Genomic DNA, 26410 nt, shown 5'->3' on the forward strand with positions numbered 1-26410 from the left:
CGGTGTTTCTGGAAGGGCCCGGCCCCTGGTGTCGCCTGGTGTCGAGCGGGCGTCAGAGGTTTTCCGACAGCCTGTCTTCGCGCGGATGGAGCGGCACTTCGGCGCGCAGCGTGGTGAGCAGTTCGGTGGCGTCGGTGCCGGTGCGGATCAACTGCATCTGCCAGTCACCCATGAAGCCTTCGCGCACGCTGTGGGCGAGAAAGTCGAGCAGCTTGTCGTAGTAGCCGGCGGTGTTGAGGATGCCCGTCGGCTTGTCGTGGTAGCCCAGTTGGCGCCAGGTCCAGATCTCGAACAGTTCCTCGAAGGTGCCGATGCCGCCCGGCAGGGCGATGAAGGCGTCGGCGCGCTCGCCCATCATGGCCTTGCGCTCGTGCATGGTGTCCACCACGTGCAGTTCGTCGCACAGCGGGTTGGCCAGTTCCTTGTCGACCAGGGCCTTGGGAATGATGCCGACGACGCGGCCGCCGGCCAGGCGCGTGGCTTCGGCCACCGTGCCCATCAGGCCGGTGCGGCCGCCACCGTAGACCAGTTGCCCGCCGTGCTGGCCGATCCACTGGCCGACGGCCTTGGCGGCCTCGGAAAACTCGGGGCGCTCGCCGGGGCGCGAGCCGCAATACACACAGATCGAAAATTCAGGATTCATCCCGCCATCATGCCTCGGGATGCCGGCCCGCTCATGACACGAAGCGCGCCCACAATGCCGCCGCCCAGATGCCACCGCACAACGTGAGCGAGAGCAGCACCGCGGCGCTGCCCATGTCCTTGGCGCGCTTGGAGAGGTCGTGCCATTCGGGGCCGATGCGGTCGATGGCAGCCTCCACGGCGGTGTTGAGCAGCTCCACGATCATCACCAGGATCGCGCTGCCGGCGAGCAGCGCCACCTCGACCCAGCTGCGCCCGAGCCAGAAGGACACCGGGATCATCACGATCGAGAGGATCGCTTCCTGCCGGAAGGCAGGCTCGCTCCAGCCGGCGCGCAGGCCCTGGAGCGAAATCAGCGTGGCATGAAAGACGCGCTCCAAGCCCTTGCGGGCCTTCTGCGGATTGACGGCGGGGTCGGGAAGCTCGGGCAGGGCACTCATCGGCGGCTCATGGGCTTGGAGGTGATGAGCCGCGTACCGGCCCAGGCGTCGTGCCAGAACTGGCGATCGGGGTGAAAACGTGCAAGAACCGCCCAGACTGCGACCCAGCCGAAGATCAGGACGGTCGATTCGCCGCCCGAGAGCCTGAAGGGCGCAATGGCGGCCAGCGGCGGCAGGAACCAGATCCAGCTCAGAAGATACCGGGCCAACGCCCGGCGCTGGCTGACGGGCTGGCCGTGGACGTCGACGATGCGGATGTTCCAGGTCTTCATCGCAAGCGTCTGGCCCTTGGTCCAGAACCAGACGAAATACACGCCGAACACCACGAAAAGGAAGGCCTGGAACAGGTGCCGGCGCGAGTCCATGGCGTCGCGCATCTGGCCCAGCGTGCTGAACAGCCAGCCCGAGACGAACACGACCGCGAACAGCAGCATGCCCTCGTAGAGCCAGCAGGCCATCCGGGGCCAGAGGCCGGGTACCGTCGAGGGAGGGGCGCTGGTTGCCGGGGAAACAGGCGAGGCGGACTGATCGGGCCCCGAAGCCTCGGGAGAACTGGAAACCATCGAAACCTTGGTGTCAGGGGGCGGAGGGAAGCTGCTCGGTCGCTGCGGGTGTCGGCGTTGGCGGCGGGACCTGGGCCTCGGCGGGAACCGGCGGCGATGCGACGTAGACGGGTGCAGGTGCCGTGGCAGGGACGATGCTGGCTGCAGCAGGCGCCCGCTCCAGCGGCGTCGCCACCAGGATGGCGGCCGGTGCGGACGGCGATGGGGCCAGCACGATCCTGGGCGTGTGCTGGCCGGGCGGCGTGACGGCCGGCACCGGCACGAGCTTCTGCGACGAGACAGGGCGTACCGGAATGGCCGCGCCGCGGGGCTTGGCCGGGGCGCGTTCGGCGAGCTTGCGCTTTTCTTCTTCGCTCAAGGCCTGGTATTGCTCCCACTTGGCCTTGCGCTCGTCGGCCGGCACACGCTTGACCTCGGCGAAATTCAGGCGCGCCTGGGCGCGCTGCTGGTTGCTCAGGGCGGCCCACTCGATCATGCGGCTGTGCAAGGTGACTTGGTCATCTGCCGACATGTTCGCGAAGTTTCGTGACAGCGCCAGCCATTTGCGCTTTTGCCCGGTGTTCATCGTGGTCCAGTGCGGGACCAGGGGCTTGAGGGCCTGCTGCTGTTCGGCGGTGAGTTCGCTCCAGAGCGGCTTGGTCGCGGGAACTGCCTTGGCGGCGCCCGCCGCCGCTGAATTCGCAACGCCCGTCTGCCCGGACTTGTTGGCCTCGGAGGGGGGCTGGGCGCAGGCGAGCGTCAGGCCGAAGGCTGCGACGGCAAACGCGCCCGCCCAAACGAATGCGCCCGCCGTGAGCGGGCGCAAGGGACGGGATGTGTTCGCGCTGGAGTTGGAACGGCGTCGCATTCGGTCGGTGGGGGTCAGTCGGAGGCGCCGTCGGCCTTCAGGAATTGGGCGAAGCCCGGGTCGGTGTAGGCGGCGGGGGGCAGGTCGCCGGTGAGCAAGGCGGAATCGACCTCGGCCAGTTCGCTGGCGCGGTCGTCGTCCTGCATCACGCTGATGGTGATGAGGCCGGCCACGAGGGCGATCAGCGGCACCACCGACCCGATGCGGGTCCACCAGCCACCGCCCAGCGTGAGCGTGCTGCCGGACTGCACCACCGCTGGCGCGGTCCGCAATTGCGGAGCCTGCTTGCGCGCGGCCACGGCCTGGGCGCGCGCAACGCGCAGCCGCTCGCCGATGTCGTGCGACAGCTCCTGGTTGCCGGCGGACAGCCGGGCAGCCAGACGCTGACCGAACTGATCTTCGGCGGCGATAGAAGAGGTTGGAACCTTAGTGTTCATAGCGATATTCCCTTGGCCTTGAGCGCCTTGCTCAGAGCGTGAACGGCTCGCGAACAATGGGTTTTGACGCTGCCCTCGGAGCAGCCCATTGCGGCGGCCGTCTCTGCGACGTCCATTTCCTCCCAGTAACGCATCAGGAAAGCCTCGCGTTGACGGCCCGGCAATGCGGCGATCTGCTCCTCGATCTCGTGGAAGACCTGGGCGCGGCGGGTCGTGTCTTCGGCACTTTCCGTCTCTCTGGAGTCGGTTGGCGAGACGAAGTTCTCCAGAAGGTCGAAATCTCCGTCATCGTCGACCGATTCGAAATCACTGAGATTGGAGAAAAGGGCGCGGCGGGTTTTCCGGCGGCGGAACCAGTCGAGCGTGCAGTTCGACAGGATGCGCTGGAACAGCATCGGCAACTCGTTGGCTGGCTTGTCGCCATAGTGCTGCGCCAGCTTCATCATGCTGTCCTGCACGATGTCGAGCGCCGCTTCTTCGTCCCGCACGTGGTAGACCGAGCGCTTGAAAGCGCGCCGTTCGACGCTTTTCAGGAAGTCGGAGAGTTCTTGTTCAGTGGCCAAGCGAGAGGGGCGCGCAAAGGTGCGCCGCGTGGGAAGGGATGTCTAGCGAACGCTTATGGTTTTCCGCCGCGGATTATGCCCCGGCGCCTTTACAGACGACCTGAAGCGAATCTGAACGGCCGGTAATGTCATAATCCGCGCTGCAAGTCAAAAGGCAAACGGGTCAAGGTCCGGCGGAACATCAGTCCGCTCATGGCCATGGCCTCAAGTCCTGGCGCGACCTCACAAGGGTTGGCAAGGGGCACCCAAGGTTTTTCGTTCCCGAAAAAACACAAAGGTTGATCATGGAAATCTCGAAGGCGGAGATCATCTCCGCAGCAGCCGCGTCCTCTGGCGCCGGCAACCCAACGCAAGAACTCATGGGCGCTGAAGTGCTGGTCAAGGCACTGCAGGCCGAAGGCGTCCAGTACATCTGGGGCTACCCCGGCGGCGCGGTTCTGTACATCTACGACGCGTTCTACAAGCAGGACACCATCCAGCACGTTCTGGTGCGCCACGAGCAGGCAGCCGTGCACGCGGCCGATGGCTATGCGCGCGCCACCGGCGAAGTGGGCGTGGCACTGGTCACCTCGGGCCCTGGCCTGACCAACGCGGTCACCGGCATCGCCACGGCGTACATGGACTCCATTCCGATGGTGATCATCTCGGGCCAGGTGCCGACAGCCGCCATCGGTCTGGATGCCTTCCAGGAATGCGACACGGTCGGTATCACCCGCCCCATCGTCAAGCACAACTTCCTCGTCAAGGATCCGAAGGATCTGGCCATGACGATGAAGAAGGCCTTCCACATCGCACGCAGCGGCCGCCCGGGCCCCGTGGTGGTGGACGTGCCCAAGGACGTTTCCTTCAAGAAGACGCCTTACGCCGGCTATCCCGACAAGGTCGAGATGCGTTCGTACAACCCGGTGCGCAAGGGCCACGGCGGCCAGATCCGCAAGGCGCTGCAGTTGTTGCTGGCGGCCAAGCGCCCGTACATCTACACCGGCGGCGGCGTGCTCCTGGGCAACGCCTGCAACGAACTGCGCACGCTGGTCGACATGCTGGGCTACCCGGTCACCAACACGCTGATGGGCCTGGGCGCCTACCCGGCGAGCGACCGAAAGTTCCTCGGCATGCTGGGCATGCACGGCACCATCGAGGCCAACAACGCGATGCAGAACTGCGACGTGCTGCTGGCCGTGGGCGCGCGCTTCGACGACCGCGTGATCGGCAACCCCAAACACTTCGCGACGAACGAACGCAAGATCATCCACGTCGACATCGACCCGTCGAGCATCTCCAAGCGCGTGAAGGTCGACATCCCGATCGTCGGCGACGTGAAGGATGTGCTCACCGAGTTGATCTCGATGATCCGCGAGAGCACCACCAAGCCCGACGCCGGCGCACTGGCCGACTGGTGGAAGACCATCGAAGCCTGGCGCTCGCGCGACTGCCTCAAGTACGACCGCGGCAACAAGGACGTGATCAAGCCGCAGTACGTGGTCGAGACGCTCTGGAACATGACCAAGGACGCCGACGCGTACATCACGTCGGACGTGGGCCAGCACCAGATGTGGGCCGCGCAGTACTACCGCTTCGACGAGCCGCGCCGCTGGATCAACTCGGGTGGCTTGGGCACCATGGGCGTGGGCATTCCCTACGCCATGGGCATCAAGCTCGCCAAGCCCGATTCGGAAGTGTTCACCATCACCGGCGAAGGCTCGGTGCAGATGTGCATCCAGGAACTCTCCACCTGCCTGCAATACAACACGCCGATCAAGATCTGCTCGCTCAACAACCGCTACCTGGGCATGGTGCGCCAGTGGCAGGAGATCGAATACTCCGGCCGCTACAGCCACAGCTACATGGACGCGCTGCCCAACTTCGTGAAGCTCGCCGAGGCCTACGGCCACGTCGGCATGCTGATCGAGCGTCCACAAGACGTGGAGCCCGCGCTGCGTGAAGCGCGCAAGCTCAAGGACCGCACGGTGTTCATGGATTTCCGCACCGACCCCACCGAGAACGTGTTCCCGATGGTGAAGGCCGGCATGGGCATCACCGAGATGCTGTTGGGTTCCGAAGATCTCTGATCGATCTGCGGCGCATTCGCTTAACTCTTTACTGACGAATCTATTGCCCGCCAAGCCCGCGCATTACCGTGCGCGGGGGAGGGCGGCGAAAAGAGGAGTCGCGCAAACATGAAACACATCATTGCAGTGCTGCTGGAAAACGAGCCGGGTGCTCTTTCCCGCGTGGTGGGCCTGTTCTCGGCCCGTGGCTACAACATCGAATCGCTGACCGTCGCGCCGACCGAGGACGCGAGCCTCTCGCGCATGACCATCGTCACGACCGGTTCGGACGAGGTGATCGAGCAGATCACCAAGCACCTGAACCGCCTGATCGAGGTCGTGAAGGTCGTCGACCTGACCGAAGGCGCCTACACCGAGCGCGAGCTCATGATGGTGAAGGTGCGCGCCGTGGGCAAGGAGCGGGAAGAAATGATGCGCATGGCCGAGATCTTTCGCGGCCGCATCATCGACGTCACCGACAAGAGCTACACCATCGAACTCACCGGCGATCACGGCAAAAATGACGCTTTTTTGGAAGCGATCGACCGTAGCGCTATCCTCGAGACTGTCCGCACCGGTGCCAGCGGCATTGGGCGCGGCGAGCGCATCCTGCGCGTGTAGGGGGTGAAGATCCCCTCAGTTTCAATGTTTCAAATCAACATGAGGAGAAGGTAATGCAAGACTTGCTGGGTTTCGAGAAGATGGTGACCCCGATCATCATTCGGATTCTGTACTTCCTCGGACTGCTGGGTGTGCTCGCGGCAACGGTCATCTCGTTGTTCCAGGGCCGCATCCTGGCTGCCATCGGTATTCTTGTTTTCGGCGCGATCATGGTTCGCGTCTACAGCGAATTGCTGATCCTGCTGTTCCGCATTCACGACAACCTCGTGTCCATCAACCAGCAAATGAAGGACCGGAATCCCTCCGGCCAACTGTGAGTGAACGCACCCCCGCTTGAGGGGGTGCTCGAGATTAATTAGGAAAGACGCATATGAAGGTTTACTACGACAAGGACGCCGACCTCAGCCTCATCAAGGGCAAGACGGTCGCAATCATCGGTTACGGGTCGCAAGGTCATGCGCACGCGCAGAACCTGAACGACAGCGGCGTCAAGGTCGTGGTCGGCCTGCGCAAGGGTGGCGCTTCGTGGGACAAGGTCGGCAAGGCCGGCCTGCAGGTCGCCGAAGTGGCCGACGCCGTGAAATCGGCCGACGTCGTCATGATCCTGCTGCCAGACGAGCAGATCGCCAACGTCTACAAGAACGACGTGGCCCCGCACATCAAGGAAGGCGCCTCGCTCGTCTTCGCACACGGCTTCAACGTGCACTACGGCTTCGTGCAGCCGCGCGCCGACCTGGACGTGTGGATGGTTGCCCCCAAGGCCCCGGGCCACACCGTGCGCAGCACCTACACGCAAGGCGGCGGCGTGCCCCACCTCGTGGCCGTGCACCAGGACAAGACCGGCAAGGCGCGTGACCTCGCGCTGAGCTACGCCACCGCCAACGGCGGCGGCAAGGCCGGCATCATCGAGACCAACTTCCGCGAAGAAACCGAGACCGACCTGTTCGGCGAACAAGCGGTTCTGTGCGGCGGCACGGTCGAGTTGATCAAGGCTGGTTTCGAAACGCTGGTGGAAGCCGGCTACGCGCCCGAAATGGCGTACTTCGAATGCCTGCATGAGCTCAAGCTGATCGTCGACCTGATCTATGAAGGCGGTATCGCCAACATGAACTACTCGATCTCGAACAACGCCGAATACGGCGAGTACGTCACGGGCCCGCGCATCGTGACCGACGAGACCAAGAAGGTCATGAAGCAAGTGCTCAAGGACATCCAGACCGGCGAATACGCCAAGAGCTTCGTGCTCGAAGCCGCCGCCGGCCAGCCTGCGCTGATCAGCCGCCGCCGCCTGAATTCCGAGCATCAGATCGAAGTCGTCGGCGAAAAGCTGCGCGCGATGATGCCCTGGATCAAGAAGAACAAGCTGGTCGACCAGACCCGCAACTGAAGCCCCCCGGCTTTTCACTTCGCTTCGCTGCGTGTAATTTGCCACCCCCCCAAAGGGGGGGAGGCGCGGCTCGCCTTGGGGCGGCCCGGCGGCGGCCGCCTCGGTGGCCTTTGAAGCACGCAGGTCAAAGGGCCACCCGTTGCGGTGGCCCTTTTGTTTGTCGGGGGCGCAGCGCCCCCTGAACTACACTGCGAACCATGCGACTCACAGATCAAAATGCTATCGATTGGATAGCTGCTCGCGCAGTGCCCATGAGGGATGGAGGCAATTTCAATGCATGACGACACGCTCCCCGACGATGTGCAGCCGCGCAAGCGTCGCAAGGGCATCTACATCCTGCCGAACCTGTTCACGCTGGCTGCGTTGTTCGGCGGCTTCTACTCGGTCGTGATGGCCATGAACGCGCGTTTCGACCTTGCGGCACTCGGTGTGTTCGCCGCGATGATCCTGGACAGCCTGGACGGGCGCGTCGCGCGCATGACCAACACGCAAAGCGCGTTCGGCGAGCAGATGGATTCGCTGTCCGACATGGTGTCGTTCGGCGCCGCGCCGGCGCTCATCGCCTACGAATGGTCCCTCAAGGGCCTGGGCCGCTGGGGCTGGATCGCGGCCTTCGTGTACTGCGCCTGTGCAGCCCTGCGGCTCGCGCGCTTCAACGTGAACACCGGCGTGGTCGACAAGCGCTGGTTCCAGGGGCTGCCATCGCCCGCCGCGGCAGCGCTCGTGGCAGGCTTCATCTGGCTGGTGAACGAATGGGGCAAGCGCGGCGGCGAGGTGCTGTACCTCTCGTGGACCCAGATCACCTGGGTCACCTTCGCGTTCACGCTCTATGCGGGTCTCTCGATGGTGACGAACGCGCCGTTCTACAGCTTCAAGGACGTGCAGATGAAGAAGAGCGTGCCTTTCGTCGTGATCGTGCTCATCGCGCTCGGCATCGCAGTCATCAACATCCATCCGCCGACGGTGCTGTTCGGCCTCTTCGTGGCTTACGGTTTGAGCGGCTACGTGGTCTACGCGTGGCGCCGGGCCAAGGGCCAACCGGTCAGCGTGATCAGCACCTCGACCGAAGAGCCCGACGAGCGGGGCTTGCATAACTGAATGTCGCTTGTGCTACATTCGCAACCCTCATGACCAAGATTTCGCTGCTGGCCCTACTAGCCCTCCCTCACGGGCGGAGACGGTAGCGCACGCGCAAATCCCTCACCACGGCCCGTTCGCACCAGCAACGGGCCGTTTGTTTTTGGGGTTGCTGGTTGATTACCAACCATCACAGAGAAATCGACATGCTCAAGCAACCTCAAGCCAAATACCGCGCATTCGCCCCGATCGGCCTCAAGGACCGTACCTGGCCCGATGCCGTGCTGACCAAGGCCCCGATCTGGCTGTCGACCGACCTGCGCGATGGCAACCAGGCCTTGGTCGAGCCCATGGACATCGCGCGCAAGATGCGTATGTTCGAGACCCTGGTGGCCATCGGCTTCAAGGAAATCGAAGTTGGTTTTCCCTCCGCATCGCAGATCGAATTCGACTTCGTTCGCAAGCTCATCGAGGAAAACCGCATCCCCGACGACGTGACGATCCAGGTGCTGACGCAGGCGCGTGACCACCTCATCGCCCGCACCTTCGAATCGCTGCAAGGCGCGCCACGCGCCATCGTTCACCTCTACAACGCTGTCGCCCCGGTGATGCGCCGCGTCGTGCTCGGCATGGACGAAGACCAGATTGTCGAACTCGCCAGCAGCCATGCACGCATGTTCAACGACTTCGCCGCCAAGCAGCCGGGCACGAAGTGGACCTTCCAGTACTCGCCTGAAATGTTCTCGGGTACCGACGTCGTGTTCTCCAAGCGCGTGGTCGATGCGGTCACCGAAGTCTGGGCGCCGACGCCCGAGCGCAAGTGCATCGTCAACCTGCCCACGACGGTCGAGCATTCCACGCCGAACATCTTTGCCGACATGATCGAGTGGATGCACCGCAACCTGGCGCGTCGCGACGCCATCGTGCTGTGCGTGCACCCGCACAACGACCGCGGCACCGGCACCGCTGCCGGCGAGCTGGCCTTGATGGCCGGCGCCGAGCGCATCGAAGGCTGCCTCTTCGGCAACGGCGAGCGCACCGGCAATCTCGATCTCGTGAACGTCGCGCTCAACCTCTACACGCAAGGCGTCTCGCCCGAGCTGGACTTCTCGAACATCGACGAAATCCGCGCAACGGTCGAGCACTGCAACCAGATCCCCGTGCACCCTCGCCATCCGTACGTCGGCGACCTCGTCTACACCTCGTTCTCGGGCTCGCACCAGGACGCGATCAAGAAGGCCTTCGCCGCGCGCAAGGAAGGCGACATCTGGGACATGCCCTACCTCCCCATCGATCCGAAGGACGTGGGCCGCAGCTACGAGGCCGTGATCCGCGTGAACAGCCAGTCCGGCAAGGGCGGCATGGCCTACCTGCTCGAGAGCGAGTACGGCCTTGAGATGCCGCGCCGCCTGCAGATGGAATTCATGCAGACGGTGCAGGGCGTGATGGACGTGGCCGGCAAGGAACTCACCGCTGCCGACCTCTGGCAGCTCTTCGTTCGCGAATATGGGATCGAAGCCGCCCACTCGTTGCAGCAGCGCGTGATCGAAGAAGAGGGCGAGGGCGCCAATGCCTCCGTGGTCCTGCGCGGCGACCTGCCCTGGGACGGTGAAATCCGCGCCATCGAAGGGCGCGGCAACGGCCCGATCGATGCCTTCACGCAAGCGCTGAGCAAGGCCACCGGCCATACCGTGCGCGTGATGGACTACCACCAGCACGCCATCGGCGCCGGTGCCGATGCCAAGTCGGTGGCGTACCTCGAACTGCGCGTCGACGAGACCCAGACGCTGTTCGGCGTGGGCATCGACGCGAACGTGATCTCGGCGTCGCTGAAGGCCATCGTCTCGGGCGTGCAGCGCGCGCGGACCCGGGGCGCGCACAGCGCACAATCGGTGGTTGAAGTCGCCTGACGTCGTCCTGCGGGACGCGCAAGGTGGAAACGAACAAAAAGGAGATTCACGATGGCTGACCAACTCATTATTTTCGACACCACCTTGCGCGACGGCGAGCAATCGCCCGGCGCCTCCATGACGCGCGACGAGAAGATGCGCATCGCCAAGCAACTCGAGCGGCTGAAGGTCGACATCATCGAAGCCGGTTTTCCGGCCAGTTCGAACGGCGACTTCGAGGCAGTGAAGGCGATCGCCAACGCCATCAAGGACTCGACCGTGTGCGGCCTCTCGCGCGCCAACGACCGCGACATCTCGCGTGCTGCGGAAGCCCTCAAGGGCGCGGCGCGCGGCCGCATCCACACCTTCATCGCGACCTCGCCGCTGCACATGGAAAAGAAGCTGCGCATGTCGCCCGACGAGGTGCATGAACAGGCCAAGCTCGCCGTGCGCTTTGCGCGCAACCTCGTGAGCGACGTGGAGTTCAGCCCCGAAGACGGCTACCGCAGCGACCCGGACTTCCTGTGCCGCGTGCTGGAAACCGTGATCAACGAGGGCGCCACCACCATCAACGTGCCCGACACCGTCGGCTACGCCATCCCCGAGCTCTACGGCAACTTCATCAAGATGTTGCGCGAGCGCGTTCCCAACAGCGACAAGGCGATCTGGTCGGTGCATTGCCACAACGACCTGGGCATGGCGGTGGCCAATTCGCTGGCCGGCGTGAAGATCGGCGGCGCGCGGCAGGTGGAGTGCACCATCAACGGCCTGGGCGAGCGCGCGGGCAATTGCTCGCTCGAGGAAGTGGTGATGGCGGTCAAGACCCGCCGCGACTACTTCGGGCTCGACCTGAACATCGACACCCAGCACATCGTGGCCGCGAGCCGCATGGTGAGCCAGACCACCGGCTTCGTGGTGCAGCCCAACAAGGCCGTGGTGGGCGCCAACGCCTTCGCGCACGCCTCGGGCATTCACCAGGATGGCGTGCTCAAGGCGCGCGACACCTACGAGATCATGCGGGCCGAGGACGTGGGCTGGGCCGCCAACAAGATCGTGCTGGGCAAGCTCAGCGGCCGCAATGCGTTCAAGCAGCGGCTGCAGGAACTGGGCGTGACGATGGCCAGTGAAGCCGACATCAACGCCGCCTTCCTGCGCTTCAAGGAGCTGGCCGATCGCAAGTCCGAAATTTTCGACGAGGACATCCTCGCGCTCGTCAGCGCGGAGGAGCTGTCGAACGTTGACGAACAGTTTGCATTTGTCTCTCTCTCCCAGCACAGCGAAACCGGCGAGCGCCCCCAGGCGAAGGTCGTCTTCACCGTCCAGGGCAAGGAAGTGACCGGAGAATCCGACGGGAATGGCCCGGTTGATGCTTCCCTGAAAGCCATCGAGTCGCACGTCAAGAGCGGCGCCGAGATGGTTCTTTACTCGGTGAACGCGATCAGCGGCTCGACAGAGAGCCAAGGTGAAGTTACAGTTCGGTTACAAAACGCAGGGCGGGTGGTCAACGGTGTGGGTGCAGATCCGGACATCGTGGTCGCTTCGGCAAAGGCTTATTTGAGTGCTCTCAATAAGTTACAGAGCCAAGCTGAGAGAGTTGCAGCGCAAGGTTAGGTTTTCAGGCGTTCCTTGGTATTCGAATGAAGAAGAGGATGCAAGTAACTGATATTGCGTGTCTTTTTTGAATTCGATACACTGCGGTCCTCGTTTGTCGCCGCTGGAGATTTATTAATGCCTGAAGCCCGTCTCCGCCGAGTTTCCAGCCAGCGGTTCCTACCCGCATTCAAATTCATCGCCGTCGCGCTCTGCGCCACGGCGTTTTTGCTGCCTGGCGCCCAGGCCGCGAAGAAGGAAAAGCCCACCGCCGCCAAGACCGCTGTCGCCAAGAAGGCGAAGGGTCCGGTGCCGGTCGAAGTCAAGCGCAATGCCTCTGCCAAGGGACCGCGCGTTGCCGTTGCCCAGCGCGGCGGCCGTGCCGAGCGAAGCGAAAAAGCAGAGAAGGTCGTTCGCGGTGGCCGCAACGTGGTGGCCACCATCCGCAAGAAGAACGGCAAGACCGTGGTGGCCGTCCAGCGCCGCTCGGTGGTACGCGTCGAGGCGCCTCCGCGCCAGTCCTTCGGCCAGATGGCCGGCCTGCACGGCACCGACGACGCGCTCGACCTGAAGTCGAGTGTCGCCCTCGTGATCGACCAGGACACGCACGAAGTGCTGTTCAGCAAGAACGACCACGCCGTGCTGCCGATCGCCTCGCTCACCAAGCTCATGACCGGCCTGCTCATCAGCGAAGCCCATCTGCCGAACGACGAACTCATCACCATCACCCAGGACGACGTCGACACCGAAAAGGGCAGCCGTTCGCGCCTGACCATCGGCACGACGCTGTCGCGCGGCGAACTGCTGCACCTGGCGCTGATGTCGAGCGAAAACCGCGCCGCGCACGCGCTGGGCCGCACCTACCCGGGTGGCCTCACGACCTTCGTGAGCATCATGAATGCCAAGGCCAAGATGCTCGGCATGAAGGACACGCGCTACGTGGAGCCCACGGGCCTGTCCAGCCGCAACCAGTCGAGCGCGCAAGACCTGGCGCTGCTGGTCAACGCCGCCTATTCCGACGCCACGGTGCGCTCGCTCTCCACGTCGCCTGAATACCAGGTCGAGGTCGGCAACCGCGTGCTGCAGTTCAACACCACCAACCGCCTGGTGAAGAGCCCCGATTGGGAAATCGGCGTGCAGAAGACGGGCTTCATCAATGAAGCCGGCCAGTGCCTCGTGATGCAGGCCAAGGTGGCCGGGCGCAAGCTGATCATGGTGTTCCTGGATTCGGCGGGCAAGTTCAGCCGCATTGCCGATGCAGAGCGTGTTCGCCGCTGGGTCGAGGCGACGCATGCCATGCCGGGCTCGCCGGCCGCTTCGCGCAACGTGAGCTACCAGGTCGCGGGCTGAGCAACAACAACGCCGCGATAGCGGCCGACAAAAGAAAGCGGGCCTCACGGGCCCGCTTTGTCTTTCAGAGCCCTCGCAAGGAGGGTCAGGCGCTCGCTGAAGGCGCGTTGCCTGCCGGGGAGGGGGGCGGCGTGGCGGCCACGCCGTCCTTGAACCCCAGCGCGCCCGAGATTTCGTTGGCCGTTGCCTGCAGCTTGGGCAGCCAGCCTTCGTCCAGCCGATCCGCCGGCGCCGAAATCGACAGCCCGGCCACCAGCTTGCCCTGGTCGTCGTAGATACCGGCGGCCATGCAGCGCACGCCCAGCTCGAGCTCCTCGTTGTCGCGCGCGATGCCGTACTGGCGCGCCTTCGACAGTTCGCGCTCGAGCGCGGGCAACTGCGTGATGCTGTTGCGGGTGTGGCCCGCCAGGCCCGTGCGGGTGGCGTAGCTGCGCACCCGCGCCGGGTCATCCGCCGCCAGGAAAAGCTTGCCGGTGGACGTGAGGTGCAGCGCCGCGCGGCCGCCGATGGCGCGCACCACCTGCATGCCCGAGCGTTCGCTGTAGGAGCGCTCGATGTAGACGATCTCGTCGCCCTGGCGCATGCTGAGGTTCACCGGCTGCTGCGTGAGCTTGTGCAGCTCGCGCATCGGGCCCAGCGCGGCGTCGCGCACGTTGAGCCGGCCCTTCACCAGGTTGCCCAGTTCCAGCAGCCGCATGCCCAACCGGTAGCTGCCCGCCTCGGGCCGGTCGACAAAGCGACCGACCGCCAGGTCGTTGAGGATGCGGTGCGTGGTCGAAGGATGCAGCCCGGTCTTCTCGCTGATTTCCTTCAGGGAGATGGCCTCCTCGCGCGACGCCAGGACGTCGATGAGCGAAAACATGCGCTCGATCACCTGGATCACGGGAACGGCAGGAACGTCGGATTGGTTTTTTCTCATGGCGCTGTGCGGTGATGACCGAGCGCCCATTTTACCTTGTGAAATCGCCGGATGGCTGCCAATGTCCATCCACCAGCACTTCGTGCGGGGAAAAGCGCGCCTTGTAGTGCATCTTGGGGCTGCGCTCGATCCAGTAGCCGAGGTAGACGTGCGGCAGGCCCAGCTTGCGCGCCTGTTCGATCTGCCAGAGCACGCTGTAGGTGCCGTAGCCGGCGCTCGTGTCGGGTTCGTAGAAGGTGTAGACGGCCGAGATGCCGTCGTTCAGCACGTCCAGGATCGACACCATCTTGAGCGTGCCCGCGCTGCCATCGGCCAGCGTCTCGCGGAATTCGACCAGTCGCGAGTTGACCCGGCTCTGCAGCAGGAACTGGGTGTACTGGTCGATGCTGTCGTGGTCCATGCCGCCGCCGGCGTGGCGACCGTTCTGGTAGCGCAAATAGAGCTGGTAGTGCTCGGGCACGAAGCAGAGCTTGAGCACGCGGGCCTGCAGATCGGAATGCTGCTTCACCGCCCGCCGCTGGCTGCGCGTGGGCTGGAAGCTGTTGGCCAGCACGCGCAGCGGAATGCAGGCGCGGCAGCCGTCGCAATACGGGCGGTAGGTGAACATGCCGCTGCGCCGGAACCCGCTGAGCACGAGGTCGGAGTAAGCGTCGTTGTGGATCAGGTGGCTGGGCGTGGCCACCTGCGACCGGGCCTGGCGATCCGGCAGGTAGCTGCAGGGATAGGGCGCCGTCGCATAGAACTGCAGCGTGTGAAGCGGGAGATCCTTGAGGTGCGTCACGTCGGTGAAAGAGGTCGCGCGGAAAGGAGTTCAGTCCAGTATACGGGCTCGAATTGCCACCGTGGCCCCTCCTGTTCCCGGGCCTTGGCCACGTGGGCGACGAAACGCTTGCGCGGCATCTCGTGGGCGCCGAGGCTGGCGAGGTGGGCGGTGTTCTGCTGGCAGTCGATCATTTGCACGCCGGCGCGCCGGCACAGGCTCACCAGCGCGGCCAGCGCGATCTTCGAGGCGTCCGGCCGGCGGGTGAACATCGATTCGCCGAACACCGCGCGGCCGAGCGCTACGCAGTAGAGGCCGCCCGCGAGCTTGCCGTCGATCCAGGTTTCCACGCTGTGCGCATGACCCGCCGCGTGCAATTGCGTATAGGCCTCCACCATGTCCGGCACGATCCACGTGCCCGACTGGCCCACGCGCGGCGAGAGCGAACAGGCCTTGATCACCGCCGCGAAATCATGGTCGATGCGCACCTCGCAGCCGGGGGTTTCCGCGAATCGCACCAGCGTCTTGCGAAGCGACCGGTGCAGCTTGAAATCGGCCACCTGCAGCACCATGCGCGGGTCGGGGCTCCACCACAGGATCGGCTGGTCTTCGCTGAACCACGGGAAGACGCAGTGGCTGTAGGCCTGCACCAGAGTATCGACGTCGAGTGCGCCGCCCGCCGCAAGAAGGCCCGGCACGGGGTCGGCCACACCCCACGCCGATGCCGGGTCGGGCAGGGTGTCTCCGGGTTCGAGCCAGGGCAGTTGTCGCATGGCCGTAGGTATACACGGCTTCGCCTGCATCCCCTGTGGGATGAGGGAAAATGGCGCCCGGCCGCCAGGTGTCGCAAACGATTACGGTCCATGCGCCACAGGCCGCCGTCGTAGCGGACAAGAAGCTCCGAAGCCCATATAGTGCTGCTTCTATTTGCCCCCCATAAAGCGGATCCAGTGGGCCAGCGTTGCCCGCCGGGGATCAGCACAAGAGGACCACGTTGACCACTGAACCCAATCCCACCCGCTTTGGCAGCGGCCAGGCGGTGCGCCGCCTCGAGGACGAAAGCCTGCTGGCAGGCGCCGGACGCTACACGGACGACGTCACGCTCCCCGACCAGGCGCATCTCGTCTTTCTTCGCTCTCCCTATCCGCACGCGCGCATCGTTTCCATCGACACGAGCACGGCCGCCGCCATGCCCGGCGTGCTGCGCGTGGTCACCGGCGCCGAGATGGCAGCCGCAGGGGTCAAGCCGATGCCGGGTGCCGCCGGGTTCAAGCGCGCGGACGGCAGCGACAGCGCCAGCCCGCCGCGCTACGCCATGGCGAACGAACGCACGCGCTTCGTGGGCGAGGCGGTGGCTGCCGTGATTGCCGAGACGGTCCAGCAGGCGCGCGATGCCGCCGAGGCCGTGATGGTCGACTACGAAGACCTGCCGATGGTGGTCGATCTCGCCAGCGCCACCGCCGAAGGCGCGCCGCAGCTGTGCGAAGAGGCCTCCGGCAACATCGCCGCCGAAATGCGCCACGGCAGCAGCGAGGCCGCGACCGCCGCCTTCGCCAAGGCGAGCCACGTGGTGGCGCTCGACGTGATCAACCAGCGCGTGGTCGCGCTCACCATCGAGCCGCGCTCGGTGCTCGCCGCGCACGATGCCAAGACCGATCGCCTCACGATCCGCATGAGCACGCAAATGCCTTCGGGCGTGCGCGATTCCGTGTGCGCCGCCATCGGTCTTGCCAAGGAAAAGGTGCGCGTGGTGGTGGGCGATGTGGGCGGCGGTTTCGGCATGAAGACCGGCGCCTATCCCGAAGACATCGCGGTGGCGTTCGCCGCGCTGCAGGTCCAGCGCCCCGTGAAGTGGGTGGCCGACCGCAGCGAAGAATTCCTCTCCAGCGCGCACGGCCGCGACATCGAGGCACGGGCCGAACTCGCGCTCGATGCCGAGGGAAAGATCCTCGCGCTGCGCATCAAGACACTGGCCAACGTGGGCGCCTACGCCACCGGTACCGGCGTCGCGATCCAGCTGCTCATCGGCCCCTGGGTGCAGACCAGCGTCTACGACATCCAGACCATCGACTTCCATTTCAAGGCGGTGCTCACCAACACCGCGCCCACCGGCGCCTACCGCGGCGCGGGCCGGCCCGAAGCCATCTTCACCATCGAACGGTTGATGGACGAGGCCGCGCGCCAGACCGGCATCGACCGCATCATCCTGCGCCGGATGAACTTCATCCAGCCCGACCAGATGCCCTACAAGAACCCGATGGCGCAGGTCTACGACACCGGCAATTTCGAGTCGGTGATGGACCAGGCGCTCGCGCTGGCCGACTGGCAGGGCTTCGAGGCCCGCGCCGCGGAGTCCGCGAAGAACGGCAAGCACCGGGGCCTTGGTATCGCCACCTTCCTCGAATGGACCGGCGGCAACGTGTTCGAAGAGCGCGTCACGGTGTCGGTGCAGGCCGACGGCGTGATCGAGGTGTTCTCCGCCGTCAACGCCATGGGGCAGGGCATCGCCACCTCGCTCGCGCAGCTGGCGGTCGATGCCTTCGGCGTGCCCATCGAGAAGGTGCGTGTGGTGCTGGGCGACACCGACCGCGGCGACGGCTTCGGCAGCGCAGGTTCCCGCTCCCTCTTCACCGGCGGCTCGGCCGTGCGCATCGGCGCGGAGCGCACCATCGACAAGGCGCGCGAACTCGCGGCGCAGGAGTTCGAGGCGGCCATCGACGACATCATCTACAGCCGCGGCAGCTTCTCGGTGGCCGGCACCGACCTGGAACTCGACCTGTTCACGCTCGCGGGCAAGCAGCCCGAGCGCGAGATCTTCGTGGACTCCACCAGCACCGTGGCCGGCCCGACCTGGCCCAACGGCTGCCACATCTGCGAGATCGAGCTCGATCCGCCGACCGGCGAAATCAGCGTGGTGGCCTACAGCTCGGTCAACGACGTGGGCCGCGTGATCAACCCGATGATCGTGCGCGGCCAGCTCGAAGGCGGTGCGGTGCAGGGCATCGGCCAGGCGCTGTACGAGCAGGTGGTGTACGACCACGAAACCGGCCAGCCCGTGACCGGCAGCCTGATGGACTACGCCGCGCCGCGCGCCGACATCGTGGACACCATGTTCCACATGGAGATGGACGAATCGACGCCCTGCACGAACAACCCGCTGGGCGTGAAGGGCGTGGGCGAGCTGGGCACCATCGGCGCCACGCCGGCCATCGTGAACGCGGTGGCCGATGCCTTCGCGCGCAACGGGCTCGCCGCGACCGCGCCGCGCCTGCATATGCCGCTGAGCCCGTCGCGGGTATGGGCGGCGATGCACACTGTGGACTGAGCGCCTTTCACGACGGGGTGTTCGAAGGGTACAGGCACCATGCGCATCACCACCGAACTGCAGACCGACCCGATCCGCGTGTCCAGCTACCGCTGCGACGCGGGGCCGGGCGCGCCGTCGTTCACCGAGATGCACGAGGACTACTCGGTCTCGTATGTGCGCAAGGGCAGCTTCGGCTACCGCACGCGCGGCAATGCCTACGAGTTGGTGGCCGGCTCGGTGCTGGTGGGCTGCCCGGGCGACGAATACGTCTGCACCCATGACCACCACATCTGCGGCGACGAGTGCCTGGCATTCCACCTCTCGCCCGGCTTCGTCGACCTGGTCGGCGGCGACAGGCAGACCTGGCGCACCGCGGGGCTTCCGCCATTGCCCGAACTCATGGTGCTCGGCGAGCTCGCGCAGGTCGCCGCCGAGGGCGAGAGCGACGTCGGCCTGGACGAGCTGGGCATGTGGTTCGCGAGCCGTTTCGTCGAAGTGGTGGGCGGCCGCGGCAAGCCGTCGCCGCAGTCCGCCGCCCCGCGCGACAGGCGCCGCGCCGTCGATGCCGCGATGTGGATCGACGCCAACTCGCACGACGACATCGGGCTCGAAGGTGCAGCCTTCGAAGCGGGCCTCAGTTCCTTCCATTTCCTGCGCCTGTTCTCGCAGGTGCTCGGCGTGACGCCGCACCAGTACCTGGTCCGCTCGCGCCTGCGCCACGCGGCGCGCCTGCTGGCGGACGACGACCGGCCCGTCACCGAGGTGGCCCTGGACGTGGGCTTTGCCGATCTCAGCAACTTCACTCGCACCTTCCATCGCGCGGCCGGCGTCTCGCCGCGCGGCTTCCGCCAGGCCGCCAGGGGCGATCGCAAGATTCTCCAAGTCCGCATGGCCGCCCTGCTCAATGATGACCGCCTGGTTCATTCATCAAGCAGGAAGTCATCGCCATGTACGACCACATCGGATTGAAAGTCAAAGACCTCGCCGCGAGCCGGCGCTTCTACGAAGCGGCACTCGCACCGCTCGGCCATGTGCTGGGCAGCCACGACGACAGCTATGCCGGCATCGGCCCGGCCGACGCGCCGGCCCTGTGGCTCTATGCGGCCAAAGGCGCGAAGGGACCGGGCACCCACCTCGCGTTCCGCGCACCCGATCACCAGGCCGTCGCGGCCTTCCACAAGGCGGGCCTGAAGGCCGGCGGCACCGACAACGGCGGCGCCGGTCCGCGCGCCGACTACAGCCCGACCTACTTTGCGGCCTTCCTGATCGACCCCGACGGCAACAACGTCGAGGCGGTCTGCCCCTGAGGTACGGAGACACACCATGGCAACCATCTACAAGGAATTCACCGTCGAGGCCGATGCGGCGCAGGTGTGGGAGGCGCTGCGCGACTTCGGCGCCGTGCACACGCGCCTCGCGCCCGGCTTCCTCACGGACTGCAAGCTGGACGGGCAGGGCGCCCGCATCGTGAGCTTTGCCAACGGACTCGTCGCGCGCGAACTGCTGATGGGCATCGACGAGGCGAACCGCCGCCTCGCCTACACCATCACCGATGGCAAGGCGAGCCACCATCACGCTTCCGCGCAGGTGTTCGCCGACGGCGAAGGGCGCTCCCGCTTCGTGTGGATCACCGACGTGCTGCCCGACGAATTCGCCGCCTACGTCGAGCCGATGATGGAGAAGGGGGGCGAGGCGATGAAAAAGACGCTGGAGAAACAACGCGAATGAGCAGCGCGTCACCCGCTTCGAGCGAGATCCACGCCGTCGTCCAGCGCTATGCGGACGCCTGGGCGGCGAACGACCTGAAGGCGATCTTCGACTGCTACCACGACGAGGTCGTCTTCCACTATTTCGGGCAGAGCCCGCTCGCGGGCACGCACCGCGGCAAGGCCGCCTGCCTGGCCGTGCTCAAGCAGGTGAAGGAGAAGACGAACCGCCGGCTGGTCGCGATCCGCGACGTGCTGGCCGGCGAACACTTCGGGCTTATCGTCGCCATCGAGCGGTTCGAGCACGAAGGCCAGGCCTTCGAACTGGAGCGCCAACTGCGCTACGCGGTGAGGGACGGCAAGCTCTCCGAGTGCTGGATCTACGACGAAGACCAGCGGCGCGTCGACGCGGTGCTGGGCCTCGCCGCTCAGAAATCCTCGAGCGGCAACCCCACGTAGTTTTCCGCCAGCGCGGTGGAAGCCGCGTGCGAATGCACGAGGTAGTCGAGCTCGGCTTCCTGGATCTTCTGGCCGAAGGCACCCGTCTCGGGAAAGCGGTGCATCAGCGAGGTGAACCACCACGAGAAGCGTTCGGCCTTCCACACGCGGCGCAGGCACAGGTCCGAATAGCGATCGAGCGCCGAGGCCGACTTCTCGCCATAGAAGATCTCGAACGCACGCGAGAGATAACCCACATCGGCCGTCGCAAGGTTCAGCCCCTTGGCGCCGGTCGGCGGCACGATGTGCGCCGCGTCGCCCGCAAGGAACAGCGCGCCGAAGCGCATCGGCTCGGCCACGAAGCTGCGCAGCGGCGCGATGCTTTTCTCCAGCGACGGACCGGTCACCAGCCGCTCGCGCGCCTCGGGGTCGAGCCGCGCGCGCAGTTCGTTCCAGAAGGCCTCGTCGCTCCAGTTCTCGACACGCTCCTCGGTCGGCACCTGCACGTAGTAGCGCGACCGCGTGGCGCTGCGCATGCTGCACAGCGCGAAGCCGCGTTCGGTGTTCGCATAGATGAGTTCGTGTGACACCGGCGGCACATCGGCCAGCACGCCGAGCCAGCCGAAGGGGTAGACCTTCTCGTAGGTCTGGATCGCATCGGCCGGCACGCTCGCGCGGCTCACGCCGTGGTAGCCGTCGCAGCCGGCGATGAAGTCGCATTCGATCTCGTGCGTCTGGCCGTCCTTCTCGTAGCGCACGCGCGGTTGGGCCGAATCGAAGTCGTGCAGGCTGACGTTCGCCGCGCTGTAGATGGTCGTGAGGCCTTCGGCGGCGCGTGCTTCCATGAGGTCGCGCGTCACTTCGGTCTGGCCGTAGACGGTGACCTGCTTGCCGCCGGTGAGGCCGTGCATGTCGATGCGGTGCCGCGCGCCCTTGAACAGCAACTCGATGCCTTCGTGCGGCAGCCCTTCGGTGCGGGCGCGCGCATCGACGCCGGCACGCGCCAGCAGGTCCATCGTCACCTGTTCGAGCACGCCGGCGCGGATGCGGCCGAGCACGTAGTCGCCGCTCTGGCGTTCGACGATGACGTTGTCGATGCCTGCCTTGAAAAGCAGCTGACCGAGCAGAAGGCCGGCGGGGCCCCCGCCGATGATCGCGACCTGGGTGCGCATGTTCGTGTCTCCAAGAGGTATTTTGCCAAGCGTAGGGCGCGGCCGGCCGCTTGGTTCACGGCATTCCGAGGCACTGTGCGATCATGCGAACGCGTGCGCGATGATCGCGCAACACTTCCATCTGTACCCCGAATGACCATCGCCAAGGCCGATTTCATCGAAGGCATCGCCAAGGGAATGGCGGTGCTCGAAAGCTTCGACACCGAGCGCCAGCGCCTCAATGCCACGCTGGCCGCCGAGCGCGCCGGCCTCACGCGCGCCGCCGCCCGCCGCCACCTGCTCACGCTGGCCCACCTTGGCTACCTGGAGACCGACGGCAGCTATTTCTGGATGGCGCCCAAGGTGCTGCGCTTCTCGGGGAGCTACCTCGCCTCGTCGCGCCTGCCGCGCGCGCTGCAGCCCACGCTGAACCGGCTCGCGGCGCAGACCGGCGAATCGTTCTCCGCGGTGGTGCTCGATGGCGAAGAAGTGGTCATCGTCGCGCGCAGCGGCAGCTACGGCACGCCGACGCGCGTGCTGGCCTACGGCCTGCATCTCGGGGCGCGGCTGCCGGCGCATGCGACCTCCACCGGGCGCGTGCTGCTGGCGGCCATGGCCTCCACCCAGCTCACGCAGTGGCTCAAGGGCCGGCACCTGGCACGGCTGACACCGCACACCGTCACGCAGGCGCGCGGCCTTCGCCAACTCATTGCCCGCACGCGCAAGGACGACTATTGTTTCGCCAGCGAGGAGCACGAGCTCGGCGTGCAGGCGCTCGCGGTGCCGCTGCGCGACATGCAGGGCCACACGGTGGCCGCGCTCAACATGGTGCTGTCGGGCACGCGCTACCAGGAAGAAGCCTTGCAGCGCGAGATGCTGCCGCTGCTGTTCGAGGCCGCGCGCGAGGTCCGGTCGCTGCTCTGAACTGAACTTCGCCGCAGCCACTGCCTCGAAATCTCGAAACGGAAACAACCATGCGACTCCTCCTTCTCGAAGACGACGTGATGATCGGCGAGGCCGTGCTCGACCTGCTGCGCGCCGAGCAATACGCGGTGGACTGGGTGAAAGACGGCGAGGCGGCCGAGTCCGCCTTGCGCACCCAGCAATACGACCTGGTGCTGCTCGACCTGGGCGTGCCGCGCCGCGACGGCCTGGAGGTGCTGCGCAGCCTGCGCGCCCGCAAGCAGCGCATGCCGGTGCTGATCGCCACCGCGCGCGATTCGGTGCAGCAGCGCATCGAAGGCCTGGATGCCGGCGCCGACGACTACGTGCTCAAGCCCTACGACCTGGACGAGCTGCTGGCCCGCATCCGCGCTTTGCTGCGCCGCGCTGCGGGGCGCGCCGAGCCGGTGTACGAGCACATGGGCGTGAGCATCAACCCCGCCACGCGCGAGGTCACGGTGGCGGGCCAGCCGGTGGTGCTGTCGGCGCGCGAATGGGCGGTGCTCGAGCCGCTGCTGGCGCGTCCGGGCATGGTGCTCTCGCGCGCCCAGCTCGAGGAAAAGCTCTACAGCTGGAAAGATGAGATCAGCAGCAACGCGGTCGAGGTGTACGTGCACGGCCTGCGCAAGAAGCTGGGCGCCGAGTTCATCCGCAACGTCCGCGGCGTCGGCTACATGGTGCCGAAACTATGACTCGCCCCCAGGCTTCGCGCACGTCGTGTCGCTTCGCCCACCCCCTGCCGGGGGCGACGCCTGCGGCCCGGCAAAGCCGGTTCCGTGTCGTCCCACGGAGGGAGTGCGCATGAGCAGGACCATGGGCTCGTTGACCGGATCGCTGCGCGCGCGCCTCTTGTGGTTCCTGCTCGCGGCCATCGTGCTGGCCGCGGGCGCGCAGGCGCTGGTGGCCTACCGCACGGTGCTGCACGAGGCCGACGACATCTTCGATTACCACATGCAGCAGATGGCGATGTCGCTGCGCTCGGGCCTGCCGCCCAGCGCGGCCGTCGGCGGCATCGGCGGCGGCGAGCAGAACTTCGACTTCGTGGTGCAGGTGTGGACCGCCGACGGCGTGCGCGTCTTCGAGTCCGCCGACCAGGCGGCGCTGCCGCAGTTGGCGGTGCTGGGCTTTGCCGACGTGCGCGCGCGCGGCACCACCTACCGCGTGTTCTCGATGCAGACGCGCGGCCTCGTGATCCAGGTGGCGCAGGACATGGCGGCGCGGCGCAGCATGGCCGGCACGCTGGCGCTGCGCACCATCGCGCCGGTGGCGCTGATGGCGCCGCTCCTGATGCTGGTCGTGTGGTGGGTCGTGAGCCGGTCGCTCGCGCCGGTGGCCCGCGTGAGGAAGCAGGTGGCGTCGCGGCAGGCCGACGACCTGTCGCCGGTGAGCGAGGAAGGCCTGCCCGAGGAGGTGCGCCCGCTGGTGCAGGAACTCAACCTGCTGTTCGGCCGCGTGCGCCATGCCTTCGATGCGCAGAAGCACTTCGTCGCCGATGCCGCGCACGAGTTGCGTTCGCCGCTCGCAGCCTTGAAGCTGCAGGTGCAGGGCCTGCAGCGCGCGCCCGACGATGCGACGCGCGACCTGGCGGTGAGCCGGCTGGTCGCGGGCATCGACCGCTCGACACGGCTGGTCGAGCAGATGCTCGCGCTGGCCCGGCACGAGGCCAGCATGGCGGCCGGCGCGAAGCCCGAGCCGGTCGATCTGGCCGAGGTCGCGCGCCTGGCCATCTCGGACGCCGTGGCCGCCGCGCAGGCGCGGCGCATCGACATCGGCGTCGCGCATGCCGACGACGCGGTGGTCGAAGGCCAGCCCGAGGCGCTGCGCATGTTGCTGCGCAACCTGCTGGACAACGCGGTCAAGTACACGCCCGAGGAAGGGCGCGTGGACATCGGCATCGCCAAGCTCGGCGATGCGGTCGAACTCAGCGTGGACGACAGCGGCCCCGGCCTGCCCGAGGTGGAGCGCGAGCGCGTGCTCGATCGCTTCTACCGCTCGGGCGAACCGCAGGCGCCGGGCAGCGGCCTGGGGCTGGCCATCGTCAAGTCGATTGCCGATCTGCACGGTGCCACAGTGGCGCTCGATGCATCGCCGAGTCTCGGCGGGCTGCGGGCAACGGTGCGTTTTCCCGTGCCGGCCTGAGCGCCGCAGGGCGGCAGCGCCGTTTAAGCGGCGCTTAAGTCAGCGCAACGACATTCCTTTCATCGTGTTTTGCGTCATACGCAATTGAAAGGAACCGAGCCATGAACACCCGCCTGACTTCCCCCCGCGCCCTGGTGATTGCACTGGCAAGCGCCGGCGTCATCGGCGCCGTTGGTGCCGGCGCCTACACCAGCGCCGTGAGCGCGCCGACCAACGCCACCCCCATCGCCGCAGCCCCCGCGATGGTCACGCTGCCCGATTTCTCCACCATCACCTCGCGCGACGGCCCCGCCGTGGTCAACATCAGCGTGACCGGCACCATGAAGGCCTCGGACGACGAAGCCGCGGCCGAGATCCAGGGCATCGATCCGGACGATCCGATGTTCCAGTTCTTCCGCCGCTTCCAGGGCCAGATGGGCCCGCGCGGCCAGAAGCAGCAACAACGCGACGTTCCTGTGCGTGCGCAGGGCTCTGGCTTCATCGTCGACCCCAGCGGCATCATCATCACCAACGCCCACGTCGTGAAGGACGCGAAGGAAGTCACCGTCAAGCTGACCGACCGCCGCGAATACCGCGCCAAGGTGCTCGGCGCCGATGCCAAGACCGACATCGCCGTGCTGAAGATCGATGCGAAGAACCTGCCCGTGCTCGCGCTGGGCAACACCAAGGACCTGAAGGTCGGCGAATGGGTGCTGGCCATCGGCTCGCCCTTCGGTTTCGAGAACACGGTGACGGCCGGCGTGGTGAGCGCCAAGGGCCGCTCGCTCCCCGACGACAGCTACGTGCCCTTCATTCAGACCGACGTCGCGGTGAACCCCGGCAACTCGGGTGGCCCGCTGCTCAATACGCGCGGCGAGGTGGTGGGCATCAACTCGCAGATCTACAGCCGCAGCGGCGGCTACCAGGGCGTGTCGTTCGCGATCCCGATCGACGTCGCCGTGCAGGTGAAGGACCAGATCGTCGCGACCGGCAAGGCCTCGCACGCGCGCCTGGGCGTCGCGGTGCAGGAAGTGAACCAGGCCTTCGCCGATTCGTTCAAGCTGGACAAGCCCGAAGGCGCGCTGGTCTCCAACATCGAGAAGGGCGGCCCCGGCGACAAGGCCGGCCTGAAGGCGGGCGACGTGATCCGCAAGGTCGACGGCCAGGCCATCGTCTCCTCGGGCGACCTGCCCGCGGTGATCGGCCAGCAGGCGCCGGGCAAGAAGGTCACGCTCGAAGTGTGGCGCCAGGGCGAACGCCAGGAGCTGCAGGCCAGGCTCGGCGATGCCAGCGACAAGCCGGCCCAGGTCGCCAAGGCCGACACCGGCGCGGGCCAGGGCAAGCTGGGCCTGGCGCTGCGCCCCCTGCAGCCCCAGGAAAAGCGCGAGGCAGGCATCGACACCGGCCTCCTGATCGAAGACGCGGCAGGCCCCTCGGCGCTGGCCGGCGTGCAGGCGGGCGACGTGCTGCTGGCCATCAACGGCACCCCGGCCCAGAGCCTGGAGCAGGTGCGCGAGGTGGTGGCGAAGGCGACCAACAAGTCGGTGGCGCTCCTGATCCAGCGCGGCGAAGACAAGATCTTCGTGCCCGTCCGCATCGGCTGACCGCGGGGCGC

27 protein-coding genes are annotated in these 26410 nt (G+C 66.2%); 17 read left to right on the top strand and 10 right to left on the bottom strand.

Features of this window, described 5'->3' with window-relative positions:
* Positions 1-52: 52 nt before the first annotated feature.
* The 6 genes from BM133_RS05060 to BM133_RS05085 are packed head-to-tail and all read right to left on the bottom strand — an operon-like array spanning position 53 to position 3492.
* Positions 53-643: an LOG family protein gene (locus BM133_RS05060; RefSeq protein WP_093432060.1), complete on the bottom strand. Its 591-nt coding sequence runs from the start codon at positions 641-643 to the stop codon at positions 53-55.
* Between the two features lie 31 nt (positions 644-674).
* Positions 675-1082, bottom strand: a complete 408-nt coding sequence (locus BM133_RS05065; RefSeq protein WP_093432062.1) for a diacylglycerol kinase — start codon at positions 1080-1082, stop codon at positions 675-677.
* Positions 1079-1645 carry an RDD family protein gene (locus BM133_RS05070; RefSeq protein ID WP_093432064.1) on the bottom strand — a complete coding sequence of 189 codons (567 nt, stop codon included), beginning with the start codon at positions 1643-1645 and terminating at the stop codon, positions 1079-1081. The genes BM133_RS05065 and BM133_RS05070 overlap by 4 nt, the downstream gene beginning before the upstream one ends.
* A gap of 13 nt (positions 1646-1658) precedes the next feature.
* The gene (locus tag BM133_RS05075) at positions 1659-2450 is read right to left on the bottom strand and encodes a DUF3106 domain-containing protein (protein ID WP_256219058.1); all 792 of its coding nucleotides are present in this window, start codon (positions 2448-2450) and stop codon (positions 1659-1661) included.
* A 56-nt stretch (positions 2451-2506) separates the two neighbouring features.
* Positions 2507-2929: a DUF3619 family protein gene (locus tag BM133_RS05080; RefSeq protein ID WP_093432067.1), complete on the bottom strand. Its 423-nt coding sequence runs from the start codon at positions 2927-2929 to the stop codon at positions 2507-2509.
* Positions 2926-3492, bottom strand: a complete 567-nt coding sequence (locus BM133_RS05085; RefSeq protein WP_093432069.1) for an RNA polymerase sigma factor — start codon at positions 3490-3492, stop codon at positions 2926-2928. The genes BM133_RS05080 and BM133_RS05085 overlap by 4 nt, the downstream gene beginning before the upstream one ends.
* Positions 3493-3776: 284 nt before the next feature.
* On the opposite strand from BM133_RS05085, the gene BM133_RS05090 reads away from it, so the two are divergent.
* The 8 genes from BM133_RS05090 (at position 3777) to BM133_RS05125 (ending at position 13454) form a co-directional block, all read left to right on the top strand.
* On the top strand, positions 3777-5561 hold the full coding sequence (locus tag BM133_RS05090) for an acetolactate synthase 3 catalytic subunit (protein WP_013540982.1): 1785 nt from the start codon (positions 3777-3779) through the stop codon (positions 5559-5561).
* 108 nt (positions 5562-5669) lie between these two features.
* Entirely contained in the window at positions 5670-6161 is a 492-nt protein-coding gene (ilvN, locus tag BM133_RS05095) for an acetolactate synthase small subunit (protein ID WP_093432071.1), read from the top strand.
* 53 nt (positions 6162-6214) lie between these two features.
* Positions 6215-6478: a DUF4282 domain-containing protein gene (locus BM133_RS05100; RefSeq protein WP_042579951.1), complete on the top strand. Its 264-nt coding sequence runs from the start codon at positions 6215-6217 to the stop codon at positions 6476-6478.
* Between the two features lie 53 nt (positions 6479-6531).
* Positions 6532-7548, top strand: coding sequence for a ketol-acid reductoisomerase (gene ilvC / locus BM133_RS05105; protein WP_093122648.1), 1017 nt, complete (start codon positions 6532-6534; stop codon positions 7546-7548).
* Positions 7549-7821: 273 nt separating this feature from the next.
* On the top strand, positions 7822-8646 hold the full coding sequence (pssA, locus tag BM133_RS05110; RefSeq protein ID WP_093432073.1) for a CDP-diacylglycerol--serine O-phosphatidyltransferase: 825 nt from the start codon (positions 7822-7824) through the stop codon (positions 8644-8646).
* A gap of 185 nt (positions 8647-8831) precedes the next feature.
* The gene (gene leuA, locus BM133_RS05115) at positions 8832-10535 is read left to right on the top strand and encodes a 2-isopropylmalate synthase (RefSeq protein WP_093432074.1); all 1704 of its coding nucleotides are present in this window, start codon (positions 8832-8834) and stop codon (positions 10533-10535) included.
* 51 nt (positions 10536-10586) lie between these two features.
* Positions 10587-12125, top strand: coding sequence for a 2-isopropylmalate synthase (locus BM133_RS05120; protein WP_093432076.1), 1539 nt, complete (start codon positions 10587-10589; stop codon positions 12123-12125).
* Between the two features lie 117 nt (positions 12126-12242).
* Entirely contained in the window at positions 12243-13454 is a 1212-nt protein-coding gene (locus tag BM133_RS05125; protein ID WP_093432078.1) for a serine hydrolase, read from the top strand.
* Positions 13455-13539: 85 nt separating this feature from the next.
* Here the strand turns inward: BM133_RS05125 and BM133_RS05130 are convergent, their stop codons facing one another.
* From BM133_RS05130 to aat, 3 genes are read right to left on the bottom strand one after another with little or no spacing between them, the layout of a single operon-like run.
* Entirely contained in the window at positions 13540-14373 is an 834-nt protein-coding gene (locus BM133_RS05130; protein ID WP_093432080.1) for an IclR family transcriptional regulator, read from the bottom strand.
* Between the two features lie 31 nt (positions 14374-14404).
* A complete protein-coding gene (locus tag BM133_RS05135) occupies positions 14405-15154 on the bottom strand; it encodes an arginyltransferase (RefSeq protein ID WP_093432081.1) in 750 nt (249 codons plus the stop codon).
* Positions 15151-15906: a leucyl/phenylalanyl-tRNA--protein transferase gene (gene aat / locus BM133_RS05140; RefSeq protein WP_093432082.1), complete on the bottom strand. Its 756-nt coding sequence runs from the start codon at positions 15904-15906 to the stop codon at positions 15151-15153. The genes BM133_RS05135 and aat overlap by 4 nt, the downstream gene beginning before the upstream one ends.
* Positions 15907-16127: 221 nt before the next feature.
* Here aat and BM133_RS05145 point away from each other — a divergent pair, with 221 nt between their 5' ends.
* From BM133_RS05145 to BM133_RS05165, 5 genes are read left to right on the top strand one after another with little or no spacing between them, the layout of a single operon-like run.
* Positions 16128-18458 (top strand): xanthine dehydrogenase family protein molybdopterin-binding subunit, encoded by a 2331-nt coding sequence (locus tag BM133_RS05145; RefSeq protein ID WP_093432084.1) that lies wholly within the window; start codon positions 16128-16130, stop codon positions 18456-18458.
* A 39-nt stretch (positions 18459-18497) separates the two neighbouring features.
* Positions 18498-19409: a helix-turn-helix domain-containing protein gene (locus BM133_RS05150; RefSeq protein ID WP_093432085.1), complete on the top strand. Its 912-nt coding sequence runs from the start codon at positions 18498-18500 to the stop codon at positions 19407-19409.
* On the top strand, positions 19388-19747 hold the full coding sequence (locus BM133_RS05155) for a VOC family protein (protein WP_093432087.1): 360 nt from the start codon (positions 19388-19390) through the stop codon (positions 19745-19747). The genes BM133_RS05150 and BM133_RS05155 overlap by 22 nt, the downstream gene beginning before the upstream one ends.
* 16 nt (positions 19748-19763) lie before the next feature.
* Positions 19764-20168, top strand: coding sequence for an SRPBCC family protein (locus BM133_RS05160; protein ID WP_093432088.1), 405 nt, complete (start codon positions 19764-19766; stop codon positions 20166-20168).
* Entirely contained in the window at positions 20165-20605 is a 441-nt protein-coding gene (locus BM133_RS05165) for a nuclear transport factor 2 family protein (protein ID WP_093432089.1), read from the top strand. The genes BM133_RS05160 and BM133_RS05165 overlap by 4 nt, the downstream gene beginning before the upstream one ends.
* Here the strand turns inward: BM133_RS05165 and pobA are convergent.
* Positions 20575-21756: a 4-hydroxybenzoate 3-monooxygenase gene (pobA, locus tag BM133_RS05170; protein WP_093432091.1), complete on the bottom strand. Its 1182-nt coding sequence runs from the start codon at positions 21754-21756 to the stop codon at positions 20575-20577. The two genes, BM133_RS05165 and pobA, sit on opposite strands and share 31 nt — an antisense overlap.
* Positions 21757-21888: 132 nt before the next feature.
* Here pobA and BM133_RS05175 point away from each other — a divergent pair, with 132 nt between their 5' ends.
* The 4 genes from BM133_RS05175 to BM133_RS05190 all read left to right on the top strand — a co-directional run bounded on the left by BM133_RS05175 (position 21889) and on the right by BM133_RS05190 (position 26399).
* Entirely contained in the window at positions 21889-22659 is a 771-nt protein-coding gene (locus BM133_RS05175) for an IclR family transcriptional regulator domain-containing protein (protein ID WP_093432092.1), read from the top strand.
* Between the two features lie 50 nt (positions 22660-22709).
* Positions 22710-23369, top strand: a complete 660-nt coding sequence (locus BM133_RS05180; protein ID WP_093432094.1) for a response regulator — start codon at positions 22710-22712, stop codon at positions 23367-23369.
* Between the two features lie 109 nt (positions 23370-23478).
* On the top strand, positions 23479-24816 hold the full coding sequence (locus tag BM133_RS05185) for an ATP-binding protein (RefSeq protein ID WP_093432095.1): 1338 nt from the start codon (positions 23479-23481) through the stop codon (positions 24814-24816).
* Between the two features lie 101 nt (positions 24817-24917).
* On the top strand, positions 24918-26399 hold the full coding sequence (locus BM133_RS05190) for a DegQ family serine endoprotease (RefSeq protein WP_093432097.1): 1482 nt from the start codon (positions 24918-24920) through the stop codon (positions 26397-26399).
* Positions 26400-26410 lie beyond the last annotated feature (11 nt).

The sequence above is a fragment of the Variovorax sp. 770b2 genome, assembly GCF_900115685.1.
Taxonomy (GTDB): domain Bacteria; phylum Pseudomonadota; class Gammaproteobacteria; order Burkholderiales; family Burkholderiaceae_C; genus Variovorax.